Raw genomic sequence first — 697 nt, forward strand, 5'->3', positions numbered from 1 at the left:
AAGAACAGAGAGATTTGCAAGGCGTTATTTGTACGAAATGTAATGGTAAAGATCATTACTGGAAGAAAGATAAGTGGAGTTATGAATGTAAAAATTGTAAATACCGAACCTCTCTGCGAAAAGGAACGATTATGGAGTTTTCAAAATTGTCCTTTTTAGTTTGGTACAAAGCAATGTTTTTAATGAGCGCTACTAAGAAAGGATTTTCGGCAAAAGAGATTCAAAAACAATTGGGATTAAAAAGATATGAACCAGTTTGGTCTATGGTTCATAAATTAAGAACCGCTATGGGAAACCGTGACTCTATGTACACATTGGAAGGAATGATTGAATTTGATGAAGCCTATTACACGGTAGAATCCAGCGAAATAGAACAGGAAAAAGGGATTCGCGGAAAAGGGGCTGCAGGAAAACAGAACGTTGCAATGATGGCAGAAAGTACCTTTTTGGAAGATGTTGAGACAGGCAAAAAGGAAAAGCACGTTCGTTTCTTTAAAGCCAAGGTTTTGCAAGGGCATGATTCAGAAGAAATTAACGAAATTATTCAAGAATCAATTGATAACCAAAGCATCGTGTTTACGGATAAAAGTACATCGTATGTAGACATTGCAGATTTTGTAGAACTTCACGTGATGGAAAAAAGCTCAAAAGAAACTACGAAAGAAACTTTAAAATGGGTCCATATTGCAATAAGCAA

1 protein-coding gene is annotated in these 697 nt (G+C 35.9%); it reads left to right on the forward strand.

Going from position 1 to position 697, the window contains the following annotated elements; translation table 11 throughout:
• Positions 1-697, forward strand: a 697-nt coding sequence (locus AC4AGG_RS16685) for an IS1595 family transposase (protein WP_489773150.1), incomplete at both ends; no start/stop codon positions are given.

It is taken from the genome of Chryseobacterium sp. CG10_8 (genome assembly GCF_058117085.1).